Source organism: Streptomyces xanthophaeus (assembly GCF_000725805.1).
Classification (GTDB): domain Bacteria; phylum Actinomycetota; class Actinomycetes; order Streptomycetales; family Streptomycetaceae; genus Streptomyces; species Streptomyces xanthophaeus.
In genome coordinates, this window is record NZ_JOFT01000014.1 from 158,615 (window position 1) to 174,630 (window position 16,016).

General features: G+C 68.6%; 14 protein-coding genes and 1 pseudogene. 9 read left to right on the top strand and 6 right to left on the bottom strand.

The features are described 5' to 3' along the window. Positions 1-145: 145 nt before the first annotated feature. The 6 genes and pseudogenes from IO30_RS40320 to dnaA all read right to left on the bottom strand — a co-directional run bounded on the left by IO30_RS40320 (position 146) and on the right by dnaA (position 9,141). Positions 146-1,992: pseudogene (locus IO30_RS40320) on the bottom strand (ATP-binding protein). Positions 1,993-2,536: 544 nt separating this feature from the next. Next, complete coding sequence (locus IO30_RS0109615; RefSeq protein WP_031141283.1) at positions 2,537-3,061, bottom strand: DciA family protein; 525 nt, start codon at positions 3,059-3,061, stop codon at positions 2,537-2,539. Further along, positions 3,058-4,194: a DNA replication/repair protein RecF gene (gene recF, locus IO30_RS0109620; protein WP_031141285.1), complete on the bottom strand. Its 1,137-nt coding sequence runs from the start codon at positions 4,192-4,194 to the stop codon at positions 3,058-3,060. The genes IO30_RS0109615 and recF overlap by 4 nt, the downstream gene beginning before the upstream one ends. Positions 4,195-4,287: 93 nt before the next feature. Then, positions 4,288-5,163: a phosphogluconate dehydrogenase (NAD(+)-dependent, decarboxylating) gene (gene gnd / locus IO30_RS0109625; protein ID WP_031141287.1), complete on the bottom strand. Its 876-nt coding sequence runs from the start codon at positions 5,161-5,163 to the stop codon at positions 4,288-4,290. Positions 5,164-5,351: 188 nt separating this feature from the next. Continuing rightward, positions 5,352-6,482 carry a DNA polymerase III subunit beta gene (gene dnaN / locus IO30_RS0109630; protein WP_031141289.1) on the bottom strand — a complete coding sequence of 377 codons (1,131 nt, stop codon included), beginning with the start codon at positions 6,480-6,482 and terminating at the stop codon, positions 5,352-5,354. An 886-nt stretch (positions 6,483-7,368) separates the two neighbouring features. Next, positions 7,369-9,141, bottom strand: coding sequence for a chromosomal replication initiator protein DnaA (gene dnaA / locus IO30_RS0109635; protein WP_078904054.1), 1,773 nt, complete (start codon positions 9,139-9,141; stop codon positions 7,369-7,371). 355 nt (positions 9,142-9,496) lie between these two features. Between dnaA and rpmH the strand changes: the two genes are divergently transcribed. The 9 genes from rpmH to IO30_RS0109665 all read left to right on the top strand — a co-directional run bounded on the left by rpmH (position 9,497) and on the right by IO30_RS0109665 (position 15,992). Beyond that, a complete protein-coding gene (gene rpmH, locus IO30_RS43240; RefSeq protein ID WP_008741645.1) occupies positions 9,497-9,634 on the top strand; it encodes a 50S ribosomal protein L34 in 138 nt (45 codons plus the stop codon). A 21-nt stretch (positions 9,635-9,655) separates the two neighbouring features. Further along, on the top strand, positions 9,656-10,030 hold the full coding sequence (gene rnpA, locus IO30_RS43245; protein ID WP_078904055.1) for a ribonuclease P protein component: 375 nt from the start codon (positions 9,656-9,658) through the stop codon (positions 10,028-10,030). Beyond that, positions 10,027-10,308 carry a membrane protein insertion efficiency factor YidD gene (gene yidD / locus IO30_RS43250; protein WP_078904056.1) on the top strand — a complete coding sequence of 94 codons (282 nt, stop codon included), beginning with the start codon at positions 10,027-10,029 and terminating at the stop codon, positions 10,306-10,308. Before rnpA ends, yidD begins: the two co-directional genes overlap by 4 nt. 3 nt (positions 10,309-10,311) lie before the next feature. Then, on the top strand, positions 10,312-11,415 hold the full coding sequence (gene yidC, locus IO30_RS0109640; protein ID WP_031141293.1) for a membrane protein insertase YidC: 1,104 nt from the start codon (positions 10,312-10,314) through the stop codon (positions 11,413-11,415). 15 nt (positions 11,416-11,430) lie between these two features. Continuing rightward, positions 11,431-11,943: a Jag family protein gene (locus IO30_RS0109645; RefSeq protein WP_031141296.1), complete on the top strand. Its 513-nt coding sequence runs from the start codon at positions 11,431-11,433 to the stop codon at positions 11,941-11,943. Between the two features lie 130 nt (positions 11,944-12,073). Beyond that, positions 12,074-12,790, top strand: a complete 717-nt coding sequence (rsmG, locus tag IO30_RS0109650; RefSeq protein WP_031141297.1) for a 16S rRNA (guanine(527)-N(7))-methyltransferase RsmG — start codon at positions 12,074-12,076, stop codon at positions 12,788-12,790. A 264-nt stretch (positions 12,791-13,054) separates the two neighbouring features. Then, a complete protein-coding gene (locus tag IO30_RS0109655; protein ID WP_078904057.1) occupies positions 13,055-14,143 on the top strand; it encodes a ParA family protein in 1,089 nt (362 codons plus the stop codon). After that, positions 14,140-15,228 (top strand): ParB/RepB/Spo0J family partition protein, encoded by a 1,089-nt coding sequence (locus IO30_RS0109660; protein WP_031141299.1) that lies wholly within the window; start codon positions 14,140-14,142, stop codon positions 15,226-15,228. The genes IO30_RS0109655 and IO30_RS0109660 overlap by 4 nt, the downstream gene beginning before the upstream one ends. Before the next feature lie 146 nt (positions 15,229-15,374). After that, complete coding sequence (locus IO30_RS0109665) at positions 15,375-15,992, top strand: GNAT family N-acetyltransferase (protein ID WP_031141300.1); 618 nt, start codon at positions 15,375-15,377, stop codon at positions 15,990-15,992. The last annotated feature ends 24 nt before the right edge of the window (positions 15,993-16,016 follow it).

Sequence of the window (16,016 nt, forward strand, 5' to 3'; positions counted from 1 at the left end):
CTCCGTCTCGAGCCCGACGGGCTCGATGCGCAGCACGGGCTGCTCCTCGGCGGTGTTCTCTGCGTTCTCGGCGTTCTCTGCGGATTGGGTGATTTCGTCGGCCATTGCTGGTCAGAAGTCCTTTCAGGCGGTCAGCTGAGCCGACTCAGATGTCGAGGAAGCGGACGTCCTTGGCATTGCGCTGGATGAAGGAGCGCCGGGCTTCGACGTCCTCACCCATCAGCACCGAGAACAGGTCGTCGGCCTGCGCGGCGTCGTCCAGGGTGACCTGGCCGATCTCGCCCAGACCCTTGAAGCGCTGGATCGAGTCTTCCTTGATCCGCTTGCCGTTCTGCTTGCCGAGCTCCACCAGCGCGTCGCGCTCGCGGTCCGAGTACGCGTACTCGAAGTCGTCCCGGCCCCACTTGATCTTGTACAGCGGCGGGCGGGACAGGTACACGTGACCCGCCTCGACCAGCGGCCGCATGAAGCGGAAGAGGAAGGTCAGCAGCAGGGTGTTGATGTGCTGGCCGTCGACGTCGGCGTCCGCCATCAAGATGATCTTGTGATAGCGGAGCTTCTCGATGTCGAAGTCCTCGTGCACGCCCGTGCCGAAGGCACTGATCAGCGCCTGGACCTCGGTGTTCTGGAGGATCTTGTCGATGCGCTCTCCAGGAGGCCCTTGCGGCGCGTCAGGTCACGGGCCTTGCGGGCCGCGACGCGGGCCGTGGCCGCCTGGATCGCCTTGCGGATGATGTCCGCGGCCTCGACCGGGTTGCGGTCGAACCAGTCGTTGAGGTGCTCGTGGACGACCTTCTGCACGAAGGTCTTGGCCTCCGTGTTGCCCAGCTTGGTCTTCGTCTGGCCCTCGAACTGGGGCTCGCCCAGCTTGACCGAGATGATCGCCGTCAGACCCTCGCGGACGTCCTCGCCGGCGAGGTTGTCGTCCTTCTCGCGCAGCAGCTTCTTGTCGCGCGCGTAGCGGTTGACCAGACCCGTCAGCGCGGCGCGGAAGCCCTCTTCGTGGGTACCGCCCTCGTGCGTGTGGATCGTGTTCGCGAAGGAGTAGACACCCTCCGTGTACTGCGAGTTCCACTGCATCGCGATCTCGACCGAGAGCATCCGCTCCTTGTCCTCGGCCTCGACGTCGATGACGGTCGGGTGGATGAGCTCACCCTTGCGCGCGTTGAGGTACTTCACGAAGTCGACGATGCCGCCCTCGTAGTAGTACTTGACGGTGCGCGCCTTGTCGTCGTCGGTCTCGTCGGCCGAGTCCGCGCCCATCGTGGCCTTCGCCGACTCGCGCTCGTCCGTCAGCGACAGGGTCAGGCCCTTGTTCAGGAAGGCCATCTCCTGGAAGCGCCGCGAGAGCGTCTCGAAGGAGTACTCGGTCGTCTCGAAGATGTCGCCGTCGGCCCAGAACGTGACCGTGGTGCCGCTCGCGTCGGTCTCCTCGTTCCGCTGCAGGGCAGCGGTCGGGGCGCCGAGCTTGTAGTCCTGGGTCCAGCGGTAGCCGTCACGCCGGACCTCGACCGCGACCTTCGTCGACAGGGCGTTCACGACGGAGACACCCACACCGTGCAGACCGCCGGAGACCGCGTAGCCGCCGCCGCCGAACTTGCCGCCCGCGTGCAGGACCGTCAGCACGACCTCGACGGCGGGCTTGCCCTCGGACGGCACGATGTCGACGGGGATGCCGCGGCCGTTGTCGACCACGCGCACGCCGCCGTCGGCGAGGATCGTCACGTCGATGGTGTCCGCGTGCCCGGCCAGCGCCTCGTCGACCGAGTTGTCGACCACCTCGTAGACGAGGTGGTGCAGACCGCGCTCACCCGTCGATCCGATGTACATGCCGGGCCGCTTGCGGACCGCATCCAGGCCCTCGAGGACCTGGATGTTGCTGCCGGTGTACGAGGACTGGTTCGCCTCCCCGGCCTCGCCGTCGACTGTGGACTCGTTCTTCTCGTTGGGGTTGCCGGAATCGGCCACGAAGCGCCCTTTCTGGCACAGCACAGGCCGTACTCCGGGCCAGCAGGCATGCAAGCAGGAGCGGCTGCGTCGATCTGCGTTGTCAGCTTTTGTCAGCGGTACTGAACAGGTGATCCCGCTAGTGGGCGGGATTCGCTTCAGTCTACCGGTACCACCGACATGAATGGGGGTTTGCCGGTACCTGAGTCCGCATGTGCCGCCCTGAACCTCCTCTCTCCGACTCCCCCATATCCGGGAAGGGGCTCAAAGAGGCTCACGCGGGCATCCAGCGCTTCGGCCTGTCAACCTCCGGCTACCGTGAGGGACACCACCCGTGATCGTCGTGCCGAGGGCGGCGGCGGACCGTCCGCGAAGGGATCTCCGGACCGTCCCCGAAGGACCGGAAGCCGGTCCGCGAAGGGCCGGAAGTCCGTCCTTCCAGGGGCCGGAAGGCTGCCCGGGGAGGATCACGGGTCCGCCCGAGGAGGATCGCGGGTTTGCCCGAGGAGGATCGCGGGTTTGCCCGAGGACAATCGCGGGTCCGCCCGGGGAGGATCCGGGGACCCGTACGCGCCCGGTCCTGTCCCGCTCAGCCGTACGTGTCCCCCGGGCCCGTACTGCCCGGCGCCCGCCAGGGCCCGTACCCCTTGGGCCTGCCGCCCGGTCCCTGCACCTTGATCAACCGCACCGTGCCCTGCCCCAGATCCGCGTTCAGTCGCGCGACCAGCTGCGGGGCCAGCAGCTTCAGCTGTGCGGCCCACGCCGAGGAATCGCACCGGACGACAAGTTCACGGTCCTCGTAGCGTTCCGGTTCACAGTGCGCCGCGATGTCCGGGCCGACGATCTCCGGCCAGCGCTCCATCACGCCCGCCACCGCCATCGGCATCTCCCAGCCGCGCTCGGTGCGCAGCCGGTCCAGGGCGGCCATCAGCGGCATGGGGTCGCGGCCGTCCGCACGGGCGCCGGAGCGCAGCCCCGGCTGCTGCCGCTTCTTCCCGGCCGCCGCGTTCCCGCGGGCCCGGGCCTGCTCCCGCGCCGCCGCCAGCGCCTGCCGTGCGAGGTCCACCCCGGAGACCTCCGGGGCCTTGCGCGGCTCCTTGTCCTGCTCGCTCACAGCCGGGTCACCTCACCGCCGGACACCCCGAACCTCGCCCCCGCGAGCACGCCCGGGACGTCGTCGTCCACCGCCGCCGTCACCAGGACCTGCTCGCCGGGAGCCACCAGCTCCGCCAGCCGCTCCCGGCGCCGCGCGTCCAGTTCCGCGAACACGTCGTCGAGGATCAGCACCGGCTCGCTGCCCTCCGAGCGCAGCAGCTCGTACGAGGCCAGCCGCAGCGCCAGCGCGTACGACCAGGACTCGCCGTGGCTGGCGTACCCCTTGGCCGGGAGCTCCCCCAGCCGCAGCAGCAGGTCGTCGCGGTGCGGGCCGACCAGGGTCACGCCCCGTTCGATCTCCTGCTTGCGCACCTCGGCCAGGGCCGCCAGGAGCGCCTCGTACAGCGCCTCGCGGGTGCGCGCCTCGCCGCTGTCCACCGGCTCGCCGGCCGAGGAGCGGTACGCGAGCCCCAGCGGGCCGCCGCCGGGTGCGAGCTGCTCGTAGGCCTTGTCCGCCAGCGGCAGCAGGGTCGCGATCAGGTCCAGTCGCTGCGCCAGCAGCTCGGCGCCTGCGCGCGCCAGGTGCTGGTCCCACACGTCGAGCGTGGACAGGTCCATGGAGCGGCCGCCGTGCCTGCGGGCCATCGCCGCCGACTTCAGCAGGGTGTTGCGCTGCTTGAGCACCCGCTCGTAGTCGGAGCGGACCGCGGCCATCCGCGGCGAGCGCGCGGTGACGAGCTCGTCCAGGAAGCGGCGCCGCTCCCCGGGGTCGCCCTTCACCAGGGCCAGGTCCTCGGGGGCGAACAGGACCGTCCGTACGATCCCCAGCACGTCCCTCGGCCGGACCTGCGAGGAGCGGTTGATCCGGGCGCGGTTCGCCCGCCCCGGGTTGAGCTCCAGCTCGACCAGCTGCTGGCGCTCGCCCTGGGTCACCGCGGCGCGGACGATCGCCCGGTCCGCGCCCATGCGGACGAGCGGGGCGTCCGAGGAGACCCGGTGGCTGCCCAGCGTCGCGAGGTAGCCGATGGCCTCGACGAGGTTGGTCTTGCCCTGGCCGTTGGGGCCCACGAAAGCCGTGACGCCCGGGTCGAGGGGAACCTCGGCCCGGGCGTACGAGCGGAAGTCGGCCAATGAGAGATGCGAAACGTGCATGCGGCGCCGACCTCCCCCGGCTTCCTTCTTCTGCTGACTTCTGTACTGCTGACTTCTCGTACCGCTGGTTCGTGCTGCTGGTTCGCGCTGCTGCTACTTCTTCTCGACCGCGTGGCCGCCGAACTGGTTGCGCAGCGCGGCGATCATCTTCATCTGCGGGGAGTCGTCCTGGCGCGACGCGAAGCGTGCGAACAGCGAGGCGGTGATCGCGGGCAGCGGCACGGCGTTGTCGATCGCCGCCTCCACCGTCCAGCGGCCCTCGCCCGAGTCCTGCGCGAAGCCGCGCAGCTGCTCCAGGTGCTCGTCCTCGTCGAGGGCGTTCACGGCCAGGTCCAGCAGCCAGGAGCGGATGACCGTTCCCTCCTGCCAGGAGCGGAACACCTCGCGGACGTCGGTGACCGAGTCCACCTTCTCCAGGAGCTCCCAGCCCTCGGCGTAGGCCTGCATCATGGCGTACTCGATGCCGTTGTGGACCATCTTCGCGAAGTGGCCCGCGCCGACCTTGCCGGCGTGTACGGCGCCGAACTCGCCCTCGGGCTTGAGGGCGTCGAAGACCGGCTGGACCCGCGCGACGTGGTCCTTGGCGCCGCCGTACATCAGCGCGTAGCCGTTCTCCAGGCCCCACACGCCGCCGGAGACACCGCAGTCGACGAAGCCGATGCCCTTGGCGGCCAGCTCCGCGGCGTGCTTCTCGTCGTCCGTCCAGCGGGAGTTGCCGCCGTCGACGACGACGTCGCCGATCGAGAGCAGCTCCGCGAGCTCGTCGACGGTGGACTGCGTCGCGGCACCGGCCGGGACCATCACCCACACGACGCGGGGGGACTGCAGGCTGTCCACAAGTTCCCGCAGGCTGTGGACATCCGCGAGGTCCGGGTTGCGGTCGTATCCGATGACGGTGTGGCCTGCGCGGCGGATGCGCTCGCGCATGTTGCCGCCCATCTTGCCGAGACCGACGAGACCAAGCTCCATCAGGTGGTTCCTTAAGCGTTGTGGCCGTCTTTGCCGGGGCCTCCTGCTTCCCGGAGGACATCCCAGGCCCCGAGCCTACGCCCGGACGGTCCGCCCGGCCCCACGGGCACGCACGGCCCCGGGCTGTGGACGAAACGCGGTCAGGCCCGGTCTCGCAGGCTGCGAGACCGGGCCTGACCTGCGAAGAATCAACCGGAGAGGCGCACCGGCATGATCAGGTACTTGTAGGCCTCGTCGGCTTCCGCGTCGACCGCCGGGCGGCCGCTGAGCAGCGCGGGCTTGGTGGACGTGGTGAAGCTCAGCTGGGCCGCGGGAGAGTCGATCGCGCTCAGGCCGTCCAGCAGGAAGGTCGGGTTGAAGGCGATCGAGATGTCGTCGCCCTCCAGCTTCGCGTCCACACGCTCCACAGCCTGTGCATCGTCGCTGGAACCGGCTTCCAGGATCAGCACGCCCTGCTCGAAGCTCAGCCGGACCGGGGTGTTGCGCTCGGCGACGAGGGCCACGCGCTTGACGGCCTCGACGAACGGGGCGGTCTCGATCACGGCGACGGAGTTGAACTCGGTCGGGAAGAGCGTGCGGTACTTCGGCAGGTCGCCCTCGAGGAGGCGGGTGGTGGTGCGGCGGCCCGCGCCCTCGAAACCGATCAGGCCCTCGCCCTGGCCGGAGCCGGAGAGCGCCAGGGTGACGGTGTCGCCGCTGGTCAGGGACTTGGCGGTGTCCAGCAGGGTCTTCGCGGGCACCAGCGCCACGGCGGAGGCCTCGGGGTCTTCCGGCTTCCACAGGAACTCGCGGACCGCGAAGCGGTAGCGGTCGGTGGAGGCCAGGGTGACGCGGTCGCCCTCGATCTCGATGCGGACACCGGTCAGCACGGGCAGCGTGTCGTCACGGCCGGCGGCGATGGCCACCTGGGCCGCGGCGGAGGCGAAGACCTCACCGGGCACGGTGCCGGTCGCGGTCGGCATCTGCGGCAGCGCCGGGTATTCCTCCACAGGCAGGGTGTGGAGTGTGAACCGCGAGGATCCACAGACCACGGTCGCCCGTACACCGTCTGTGGAAATCTCCACCGGCCGGTTGGGGAGGGCGCGGCAGATGTCGGCGAGCAGCCGGCCGGAGACCAGGACGGTGCCGTCCTCCTCGACGTCCGCCTCGACGGAGACCCGGGCCGAGACCTCGTAGTCGAAGCCGGAGAGGCTCAGCTTGCCCTCCTCGGCCTTCAGCAGAAGGCCCGCGAGAACGGGCACCGGCGGCCGGGCCGGGAGGCTACGGGCCGCCCAGGCCACCGCCTCCGCGAGTACGTCGCGCTCCACCCGGATCTTCACCGGAACCGCCTCCTGCTGTTGCTCGCTCGTCTGCCGGCCTTCGTCGTCGGCTCGTCGATGCCTCGACCGATGCCGGGGACCAGTCTGACGTACGGCGCCGACAGTCGGTGCGGCTGGCGGTCAAGTCGGGAGCGAGGTGTCGGGACGGCCGCCCGACGAGTTGTGCACAGGACCCGCTTGAAAACCGAATCCGGCCTAACTCTCTATGGGGGTAGTAGTAGGGCCTGTGGATACAGTGGAAAACCTTGTTTGCCCAGGTCAGACCACGTTTTTTATCCACCGGCCCTGTGGGTGGCACCGGTGGACAACCCGGGGGGTCTGTGGAGAACAGAAAGTTCTGCACAGGCTGTCCCCAGGTGACCCCTGGTACTCCACAGGTGCGTCCCCAGCTTTTCCCCGGTACTCCACAGGCCAAACGTCTACATCCGTGTGACCGCTTTCACTCCGGACGGTGAGAGGGCCCCTCCCGTTGCCGAACAGTGGACAACGGTGTGGAGAACTCGCCGCATCCTGTGCACAGGATGCGGGAACCTGTGGGTCAGCGGTGGACAAAGGGGTGGACGGGCCTGTGGAGGAAAAACTTGTCCACAGCCTGTGGACAAGGGTTGCGCACAAATCCACAGGGTTCTGACCTGCCCTGATGGAACCTCACCCAGCACCCCTGTGGACAAATTGTGGGCGACGGAGGCCGTCCCCAGGGTGTGGACGGAAGAAAGTCCCCAAATCTGTGGATGAGTTGCTCCCCAGGGGGCGTATTCGAACAGGTCAGGGGCGCACGCATGAAGAAGGGCGCCCCCGTAGTGATCCGGGAGCGCCCTCTGAAAGCGGTTTACGGGTGCCCTGAAGCGGGCGTGAAGGGGCTCCACAGGAGCCACCGGAGGCCTGCTCAGCCGTTCTTGATGCGGTTGGTGAGCTCGGTGACCTGGTTGTAGATGGAGCGCCGCTCAGCCATCAGGGCGCGGATCTTGCGGTCCGCGTGCATGACGGTCGTGTGGTCGCGGCCGCCGAACTGGGCCCCGATCTTGGGCAGCGAGAGGTCGGTGAGCTCCCGGCACAGGTACATGGCGATCTGCCGCGCGGTGACCAGGACCCGGCTGCGCGAGGAGCCGCACAGGTCGTCCACGGTGAGCCCGAAGTAGTCCGCGGTGGCCGCCATGATGTCGGAGGCGGTGATCTCGGGGGCGCTGTCCTCGCCGCCGGGGATCAGGTTCTTCAGGACGTCCTCGGTCAGGCCGAGGTCCACCGGCTGCCGGTTGAGGCTCGCGAAGGCGGTGACGCGGATCAGCGCTCCCTCCAGCTCGCGGATGTTGCGCGAGATCCGGGAGGCGATGAACTCCAGTACCTCCGGCGGGGCGTTGAGCTGCTCCTGGACGGCCTTCTTGCGCAGGATCGCGATGCGGGTCTCCAGCTCGGGCGGCTGGACGTCGGTGATCAGGCCCCACTCGAAGCGGTTGCGCAGCCGGTCCTCGAGGGTGACCAGCTGCTTGGGCGGCCGGTCGGACGAGAGCACGATCTGCTTGTTGGCGTTGTGGAGCGTGTTGAAGGTGTGGAAGAACTCCTCCTGCGTCGACTCCTTGCTCGCGAGGAACTGGATGTCGTCGACGAGCAGGATGTCCATCTCCCGGTACCGCTTGCGGAAGGCATCGCCCTTGCCGTCGCGGATGGAGTTGATGAACTCGTTGGTGAACTCCTCGGAGCTCACGTAGCGCACGCGGGTGCCGGGATAGAGGCTGCGCGCGTAGTGCCCGATGGCGTGCAGCAGGTGCGTCTTGCCGAGGCCCGACTCCCCGTAGATGAAGAGGGGGTTGTAGGCCTTCGCGGGTGCTTCGGCGACGGCCACCGCGGCCGCGTGCGCGAAGCGGTTGGAAGCGCCGATGACGAAGGTGTCGAAGAGGTACTTGGGGTTCAGCCGCGCCGTGGGTTCGAGCGGGCCCGAAGTGGAACCGCCGGACGGCGCGGGGGCCGAGGAGGGCCGGCCGGGCGCCGGGCGGGGCGAGGGCTGCTCGTACTGATGGGACTGCTGGGACTCGTACGGGGACTGCTCGTACTTCTGCTGCTCGTACTTCTGCTGTTCGTAGGAGTTCTGCTCGTAACCCGAGGGCTCGGACTGCTGGAGGTAGCCCGGCTGCGGGGAGGCGTACGGATCGCGCTCGGGGAAGCCGCCCAGGCGCGGCTGCTGCCAGCCGTAGTCGTCCTGCTGGCCGCCGCGGGGCCAGGCGCCGGGCTCGGGCCGCGGCTGCTGGTAGTCCGGGTAGGCGGGGCGCGCGCTGGGGAGCTGGTCCTCGGACGGGCCGCCGCCGGGGCCGGTGTGGCCGCCGCGCTGGCCGCCGTAGGGCTCGTACCCGCCCTGCTGCTGGACGGGCGGCGCCGGGGGCGCGGGCTCGCCGGCCGAGTCGTCCACCGTGATGGCGATCCGGATCGGGCGGCCGCACTCGCGGCTGAGGGCGTCGCTGATGAGCGGGGCCAGGCGGCCCTCGAGGACGCGCTTGCCCCATTCGTTGGGGACGGCGAGCAGCGCGGTGTCGGCGACGAGCGCCAGGGGCTGGCACCGCTCGACCCACTGCTTGTCCTTGGGCTCGATGCCCGGCTGTCCCTCCCCGAGGAGCTTTTCGAGCACCCTTGGCCACACTGCGGCAAGATCGGCAGGTACGTCAGCCACAGAGCACGCTCTCTCACGGGGGTCCCACGAATGTGTGGTTCTTTGGGACGGTCGGGACAAAAAATCCAGGGTCAGGCAACGGTAGTCAGCGCGGCGGGTACGGTTCAAGTCGTTGTCCACAGCCTGTGCACAGTGTGGGGCACCGTCTACTCGGTTTGACCGGATGGCGTAGCCGCGCGTACCGTAACGAGGTCGAGTTGTCGATGGCTGCTGCCGCCTGCCTACCGATGGGCGAAGATCACTGGTTGTGATCGTTTAGCGGTGCCACTCGGGCGAACACGCGAGTTTCCTCGTGGGCGCACGGTGACAGCCAGGCGATGTCCCGCCACAACGATTCATTCTCTGGAGCCCCCGAGTGAGCAAGCGCACCTTCCAGCCGAACAACCGCCGTCGTGCCAAGACCCACGGCTTCCGTCTCCGGATGCGTACCCGTGCCGGTCGCGCGATCCTCGCAAACCGTCGTGGCAAGGGCCGCGCCGCCCTTTCCGCGTAACAACACGCAGGTCGTGACGTCGTGCTGTCTCCCGAAAATCGGCTGAGGCGGCGCGAGGACTTCGCGAGCGCGGTACGTCGAGGTCGTCGGGCTGGTCGCCCGCTCCTCGTCGTCCACCTACGTACAAGCGGTGCAACGGACCCGCACGAGCCGGGGGAGACAGTTCCCTCGACGCGTGCGGGTTTCGTCGTCAGCAAGGCTGTCGGCGTCGCCGTGGTCCGTAACCGGGTGAAGCGCCGTTTGCGCCATCTTGTCCGCGAGCGGCTGCCCCAGCTGCCCGCCGGTAGCCTGGTGGTGGTACGTGCGTTGCCCGGAGCGGGTGACGCCGGCCACGACGAACTGGCCCGGGACCTGGATGCCGCGCTGGTGCGGCTCCTGGGAGGCGTGGCTCGATGAAGTACCCGCTGCTCGCTTTGATCAAGCTGTACCAGTGGACGATCAGTCCGCTGCTCGGGCCGGTGTGCCGCTACTACCCCTCGTGCTCGCACTACGGGTATGCGGCCATCGACCGGCATGGTGCGGTGAAGGGGACCGTTCTGACCGCCTGGCGGATCCTGCGGTGCAATCCGTGGTCTCCGGGTGGTGTGGACCATGTCCCACCCCGTAAACGCCCGCGTTGGCACGAGCAGCTGCGCAGTGCGTTGCGTAGATCTCGCAATGCTCAAGGAGCCTGATTAGTGGACACGATTGCCAGTCTGTTCAGCTTTATCACCACACCCGTTTCGTGGATCATCGTTCAGTTCCACTCCCTGTACGGGGCGATCTTCGGAGCGGACAGTGGCTGGGCCTGGGGCCTGTCCATCGTGTCCCTGGTGATCTTGATCCGTATCTGCCTGATCCCGCTCTTCGTGAAGCAGATCAAGGCGACGCGTGGCATGCAGGCGCTCCAGCCGAAGATGAAGGTGATCCAGGAGCGCTACAAGAACGACAAGCAGCGTCAGTCCGAAGAGATGATGAAGCTGTACAAGGAGACGGGTACCAACCCGCTCTCCTCGTGCCTTCCCATCCTGGCGCAGTCCCCGTTCTTCTTCGCGCTCTACCACGTGCTCGCGAGCATCGCCAACGGCGAGACCATCGGCGTCATCAACCAGTCGCTGCTGGAGAGCGCGCGTCAGGCGCACATCTTCGGTGCTCCGCTGGCATCCAAGTTCACGGACAGCGCCCAGAAGGTTGCTGAGCTGGACGCGTCGATCACCAACGTGCGCATCGTCACCGCCGTCATGATCGTCCTGATGTCGCTGTCGCAGTTCTACACGCAGCGCCAGCTGATGGCGAAGAACGTCGACCTCTCGGTCAAGACGCCGTTCATGCAGCAGCAGAAGATGCTGATGTACATCTTCCCCGTGATCTTCGCGGTCATGGGCATCAACTTCCCCGTCGGTGTCCTCGTCTACTGGCTGACCACGAACGTGTGGACCATGGGCCAGCAGATGTACGTGATCAACCAGAACCCGACGCCGGGCAGCAAGGCGCAGGACCAGTACCTGACCCGTCTGCTCAAGTCGATCGGTGCGCACGGCGACGTCCGGGGCCGGGGCAAGAAGAAGGTCGTGGCGGCGATCGTGGCCAAGGGTCCGGACCGCAACGACAACGAGCGCAAGTTCATCACCGCGCTCACCAAGCAGGGCCTGGCCGCCCAGGCGGACGGCTCTGTGGCCAAGAGTTCCGAGGCCACCTCCGATGCGGATGCGGCGAGCGGCGGTGCCGTCAAGCGGCAGCAGCCCAAGCGGCAGACGAAGTCGAAGCGTCAGACGCCCACCAAGCCCTCCACCAAGAAGTAAGAAGGAGTCCCTCCCGTGACGGAAGGCACCACCACCGCCGCCGCTGAGGGTGGCGACACCCTGACCCGCCTCGAGCAGGAGGGCGAGATCGCGGCCGACTACCTCGAGGGTCTGCTCGACATCGCCGACCTGGACGGCGACATCGACATGGACGTCGAGGCCGACCGCGCCGCGGTGTCCATCGTCAGCGACTCCGCCAGCCGTGACCTGAGCAAGCTCGTGGGCCGCGACGGTGAGGTCCTGGAGGCCCTGCAGGAGCTGACCCGCCTCGCCGTGCACCGCGAGACCGGGGACCGCAGCCGGCTGATGCTGGACATCGCCGGGTTCCGCGCGAAGAAGCGCGAGGAGCTGGCGGCGCTGGGCGCCCAGGCCGCGGCGGACGTGAAGGCGTCCGGCGAGCCGCTGAAGCTCGCTCCGATGACCCCGTTCGAGCGGAAGGTCGTCCACGACGCGGTGGCGGCCGCCGGTCTGAAGAGCGAGTCCGAGGGCGAGGAGCCGCAGCGCTTCGTCGTTGTGCTCCCGGCCTGATCGGTAGCGAGAGTGTTCGGCCCCGTCTGTGTCGCAGGCGGGGCCGATGTTTGTCAGCCTGGCATGTGAACGAAGCGGCAATCCAACGACGTGGTTTTAGAAAACCTCGCGGTACGGAAGGACGGTCCCCGTGACGGAGGCAGCGGAGCTTCCCCCGGCGCCTGAAGAGGCGCGCGCGGTGTTCGGTGAGTTTTTCCCGGAAGCTGTGCGGTATGCGGAGCTGCTGGCGGATGCGGGTGTCAAGCGGGGCCTCATCGGTCCGCGCGAGGTACCGCGACTGTGGGAGCGGCACCTGCTGAACTGTGCGGTGCTCTCGGAGGTGGTGCCGCAGGGCGTCACCGTGTGCGACGTGGGCTCCGGTGCCGGTCTGCCCGGTATTCCGCTGGCCCTGGTCCGGCGCGATCTCAAGATCACGTTGCTGGAGCCGTTGCTGAGGCGGACGACTTTCCTCCAGGAGGCCGTGGAGCTGCTGGGCCTGGATCACGTCACGGTCGTGCGCGGGCGTGCCGAGGAGGTTCTCGGCAAGGTGCAGCCCGTCCATGTGGTGACGGCGCGCGCTGTCGCCCCGCTGGACCGGCTGGCCGGCTGGGGAGTGCCGCTGCTCCGTCCGTACGGCGAGATGCTGGCGCTGAAGGGGGACACCGCAGAGGAGGAGCTGGTGGCGGCCAAGGCCGCGCTGACCAAGCTCGGTGTGGTGAAGACCTCGGTGCTCCAGGTCGGTGAGGGCGTGGTGGACCCGCTGTCGACGGTGGTGCGGGTCGAGGTCGGGGAGAGCCCCGGTGGGGTGAGGTTCGCGGCCAAGCGGGCTAAGGCGGCGCGGGTGGGCCGCACGCGCCGCCGCCGCTGATCTTGCTTTTCCTCGGGGCGCAGCAGATATGTTGCGGGCGTTGGGCCCTATAGGTATGGATTTCGGAGTGTCGTAGCGGCCCGAAGACTCCGTCCGGGCATCGTGTTTCACGTGAAACGTCGCTCTCTGCTGCACGGAATCATCAGCCGCGGTCGTGCGGCTGCGTCCCCCCGGAACCGCAAGGACGCTGGGGGGACGGAGTTGTCCACATCGGTGGATTCATCCACAGGAGTACGGGCCCCGCTGGTTCGCGACCCCGGTGACATGGGAGGCTCTGTTCATCGCGAGCCTGATGTCGAGGAGAGTGACACCGTGCGGTCCGACGCCAACCTCGCGGGGCCGATGGCCGACCCGGTCCCCGGTCCCCGATCTGAATCGGTGGGTGAGGATGTTTCACGTGAAACATCGCCCCCGCCCCTTGTAGACAATGACACCCCGATCGGCCGGGCTGCCCAGCTGGCCGTCGAGGCGCTGGGGCGTGCCGGCGAGGGCCTGCCCAGGCCGGAGCAGACCCGCGTCATCGTGGTCGCCAACCAGAAGGGCGGCGTGGGCAAGACCACCACGACCGTGAATCTGGCCGCCTCGCTGGCCCTGCACGGCGCACGGGTCCTGGTGGTCGACCTCGACCCGCAGGGCAATGCGTCCACGGCGCTGGGCATCGACCACCACGCGGACGTTCCCTCGATCTACGACGTGCTCGTCGACAGCCGGCCGCTGCTGGAGGTCGTCCAGCCGGTGGTGGATGTGGAGGGGCTGTTCTGTGCCCCCGCCACGATCGATCTGGCAGGCGCGGAGATCGAGCTGGTGTCCCTGGTGGCCCGCGAGAGCCGTCTCCAGCGGGCGATCCAGGCCTACGAGCAGCCGCTCGACTACATCCTGATCGACTGCCCGCCTTCGCTGGGGCTGCTGACGGTGAACGCGCTGGTGGCAGGCGCAGAGGTGCTGATCCCGATCCAGTGTGAGTACTACGCGCTGGAGGGGCTGGGGCAGCTGTTGCGCAACGTCGACCTGGTGCGCGCCCATCTGAACCCGAACCTGCACGTCTCGACCATCCTGCTGACGATGTACGACGGCAGGACCCGGCTGGCCTCGCAGGTGGCGGAGGAGGTGCGCAGCCACTTCGGCAAGGAGGTGCTGCGCACGAGCATCCCGCGGTCGGTGCGTATTTCCGAGGCGCCGAGCTACGGGCAGACGGTGCTCACCTACGATCCGGGTTCCAGCGGCTCGCTGTCCTATCTGGAGGCGGCGCGCGAGATCGCGTACCGCGGGGTCGGCATCCATTACGACGCCCAGCACGCCCATCTGGGCGCGGGCATGAACAGCACGCAGAGTGTGGCGGAGGGGATCCAGTGAGTGAGCGACGCAGAGGTCTGGGGCGGGGGCTCGGTGCACTGATCCCCGCGGCTCCGCAGGAGAAGACACCGCCTGCGATGGGTGGCGGTTCCACGTCCCCGTCGGCGGTACCGGTGCTGACTTCGGAGCGCGGGGTCGCTGCGGCGAAGCTCGCGGCGCTGGCGCAGGCCGATGTTTCACGTGAAACATCGCTCGCAGCGGCGACCGTGCCGGAGCCCACGTCGGGCCCGGAGACCCAGGGCGTGGCGGGGGCAACGTTCGCCGAGCTTCCGATGGACGCGATCACGCCGAACCCGCGTCAGCCGCGTGAGGTGTTCGACGAGGACGCGCTGGCGGAACTGGTGACCTCCATCCAGGAGGTGGGCCTGCTCCAGCCGGTGGTCGTGCGGCAGGCGGCCCCCGGCCGCTACGAGCTGATCATGGGTGAGCGGCGCTGGCGGGCCTGCCGGGAGGCCGGGCTGGAGCGCATCCCTGCGATCATCCGGGCGACGGACGACGAGAAGCTCCTGCTGGACGCCCTGCTGGAGAACCTGCACCGCGCGCAGCTGAACCCGCTGGAAGAGGCCGCGGCCTACGACCAGCTGCTCCAGGACTTCAACTGCACGCACGATCAGCTGGCGGACCGGATCGGCCGCTCGCGGCCGCAGGTCTCCAACACGCTGCGCCTGCTGAAGCTGTCGCCTTCGGTGCAGCGCCGGGTGGCTGCGGGTGTGCTCTCGGCGGGGCATGCGCGTGCGCTGCTCTCTGTGGAGGACTCCGGCGAGCAGGACAGGCTGGCGCACCGCATCGTGGCCGAGGGGCTCTCGGTGCGTGCGGTCGAGGAGATCGTGACGCTGATGGCCTCGGAGCCGTCCAGCACGGTCAAGCCGAAGGGTCCGCGGGCCGGTGCCCGTGTGGCGCCGGCGCTCAACGAGCTGGCGACGCGCCTGTCGGACCGGTTCGAGACGCGGGTGAAGGTCGACCTGGGCCAGAAGAAGGGCAAGATCACCGTCGAGTTCGCCTCGATGGAGGATCTGGAGCGGATCCTGGGCACGCTGGCGCCGGGCGAGGGCCGGGTGCTGGAGCAGGGTCTCTCCGGGGAGTGATCCCGGGCTGCTGAGGGCTCGCCGAGGGGCGGACCGTACCGGTGCGAACCGGAACGGTCCGCCCTTTGCCGTATATGGATTTGGGTCGTTTTGTCCCCTCGGGCTGTCCCGTCGTGGAAAGGCGGGCCAGTGGATACGATGCGTTCATGGGTCGTCGGCTGGTACCGCTCACGCTGGACAACCTCCAGGACCTGCCCCGGCGTTGCCGCTCCTGTGTGTTCTGGGAGATGGACCCCGTCAGGGGCGAGGCAGCCGTGAAGTCGGGGAACGCGGCCCAGGAGAAGGAAGCGTGGATCTCCGCCGTCCTGCTGGAGTGGGGATCGTGCGGCCGCGTGGTCTATGTGGACGAGGTCCCGGTGGGGTTCGTTCTGTACGCGCCGCCGGCCTACGTGCCCCGGGCCACCGCGTTCCCGACCAGTCCCGTCTCGCCGGACGCGGTGCAGCTGATCACGGCCTGGATCATGCCGGGATATCAGGGACAGGGCCTGGGCCGGGTCATGGTCCAGACGGTGGCCAAGGACTTGTTGAGACGGGGATTCCGCGCGATCGAGGCCTTCGGGGAGACCCGGTGGGAGGGCCCCGCGTGCCTGTTGCCGGCGGACCACCTGCTGGCGGTGGGGTTCAAGACGGTGCGGCCGCACCCGCTGTATCCGCGGCTGCGCCTGGAGTTGCGCTCGACGCTGTCCTGGAAGGAAGACGTGGAACTGGCACTGGACCGGTTGCTCGGTGCGGCACGCAAGGAACCCGCGCTACGCCCCCTGTGAGCGGACCGAAGACACCGGACAGCC

What these genes read in the sequence shown, in the direction of transcription:
- recF (WP_031141285.1), bottom strand. Translation starts at nt 4,194, where the DNA reads ATGCACGTTTCGCATCTCTCATTGGCCGACTTCCGCTCGTACGCCCGG.
- gnd (WP_031141287.1), bottom strand. Translation starts at nt 5,163, where the DNA reads ATGGAGCTTGGTCTCGTCGGTCTCGGCAAGATGGGCGGCAACATGCGC.
- yidD (WP_078904056.1), top strand. Translation starts at nt 10,027, where the DNA reads ATGAAGTACCCGCTGCTCGCTTTGATCAAGCTGTACCAGTGGACGATC.
- IO30_RS0109655 (WP_078904057.1), top strand. Translation starts at nt 13,055, where the DNA reads ATGGGAGGCTCTGTTCATCGCGAGCCTGATGTCGAGGAGAGTGACACC.
- IO30_RS0109665 (WP_031141300.1), top strand. Translation starts at nt 15,375, where the DNA reads ATGGGTCGTCGGCTGGTACCGCTCACGCTGGACAACCTCCAGGACCTG.